Source organism: Pararhizobium antarcticum (genome assembly GCF_001885585.1).
In the GTDB taxonomy this organism is placed as follows: Bacteria; Pseudomonadota; Alphaproteobacteria; order Rhizobiales; family Rhizobiaceae; genus Pararhizobium; species Pararhizobium antarcticum.
On record NZ_LSRP01000047.1, the window covers coordinates 1 to 1,579 of the forward strand.

2 protein-coding genes are annotated in these 1,579 nt (G+C 60.0%); both read left to right on the plus strand.

Annotated features, from left to right (window positions below; genetic code table 11):
- Nucleotides 1-105: 105 nt before the first annotated feature.
- Nucleotides 106-696 (plus strand): DUF4360 domain-containing protein, encoded by a 591-nt coding sequence (locus AX760_RS04850; RefSeq protein WP_175552016.1) that lies wholly within the window; start codon nucleotides 106-108, stop codon nucleotides 694-696.
- 57 nt (nucleotides 697-753) lie between these two features.
- Nucleotides 754-1,470 carry a DUF4360 domain-containing protein gene (locus AX760_RS04855; protein ID WP_071831867.1) on the plus strand — a complete coding sequence of 239 codons (717 nt, stop codon included), beginning with the start codon at nucleotides 754-756 and terminating at the stop codon, nucleotides 1,468-1,470.
- Nucleotides 1,471-1,579: the final 109 nt, after the last annotated feature.

The window sequence follows — 1,579 nt, forward strand, 5'->3', positions numbered from 1 at the left end:
TATCTGAATTGTATCTGAACGCTGCACTCAGCAGGAGTTCAGAAACATTGAATAAGATGAAAGCCGAACGAGGAGAACCTCGTTGGTCTCATCGAGGAAAAATCCATGAAAGCTCTTGCAGTCCTGCTCTCTACCGTCTTCATGAGTTCGGTCGCCTATGCGGAAGATATCTCGCTCGGCATTCCCGGCTATGGTGGCAGTGGCTGCCCGTCGAACAGTGTTTCCGCCACGCTCAGCCCTGATGCGAAGGCGCTCAGCCTGCTGTTTGACGAGTACATCGTCCAGGCCGGCGGCGAAACAGGCAAGTCTTTCGAGCGCAAGACCTGCAATGTCGCCATTCCGGTGCATGTGCCGCAGGGTCGCAGCGTATCGGTGCTGGCCGTTGATTATCGCGGCTTCAACCAGCTGCCGCGCGGCGCCCGCTCGCAGTTCAATGTCGAATATTTCTTTGCCGGTGCCCGCGGCCCGACATTCATCCAGACCTTTACCGGCCCGAAGGAGAAGGACTACCTGATCTCCAACAAGCTGGTCGCCGATTCGCTCGTCTGGTCGCCCTGCGGCACCGACGTGAACCTGCGCACGAACTCCAGCATTCGCGTCAACACAACACGCGGCCAGGAGGCCATGGCGACGGTCGATACCCAAGACGTGAAGGCCGCAATCGTCTATCGCCTGCAGTGGCGCACCTGCAGGTAACCATACCAGAAGATGCAGGCGGCAGTTCTTGCCGCCCGCCGCCTTGAGGAGAGTGTCTTGGGTCTTCCCGTTCCCCTTGCCGCCGGTCTTGTCCTGAGCGTCTTTCCCATCGGCCTGTTCCCCGCACAGGCAGCCGATGGCTGTGCGCCCGGGACATCGAGCACGGTGACATCTCCGGATGGCAATGCGACCAGCGTTCTCTTCGACGATTTCTCCGCCGTCGGCGGCGGCACGGCGGGCATTGCACGCGGCACCACGACCTGCAATCTCAGCATCGCCGTGACACAGCCGGAGGGTTACAGTGTGTTTGCGGTCGATTATCGCGGCTTCGTGACCGTTGAAGACGGCCAGACGGCGACAATCACCAGCGACAAACCGGGTGAACAGAAAACCATCCGCACGAGCATCGACGGCCCGACACAGGAGGATGTACAGAGCGGGGAACAGATCGGCGGTTTCGGGTCGGACACGATACAACTCGGCGTCACGATTATCGCCGAAGGTCCAGTCAACGAGACGGATTTTGCAGCTGGCCTCTTCCTCGACACCATCGACTTCGCCCGCATCGGCTTCACCACGGCAGGCTCTGTGACGGCATCGCTTGATCAATTGGCCAACCAGAGACAGGCCGCAGCGATCGACCTCATGGACACGGCGCAATTGATGCTGGGCGGTTACCAGAGCATTCAGGGTGAGACCAGTCTGGCGCTGTTTGGCAGTTCGAATGCACCCGCTGCCGGCTTCAATGGGCGCTGGGTGCGGATTCCGCTCTGAAGCCGGCCGCCATTCCGATCATTGACCGGCCACCGTTCCGATTTGAAGCCGGCCACCATTCCAATCAATAACCGGCCAGTTTCCGGCACTCAAGTTCCCCTGGGTCAGC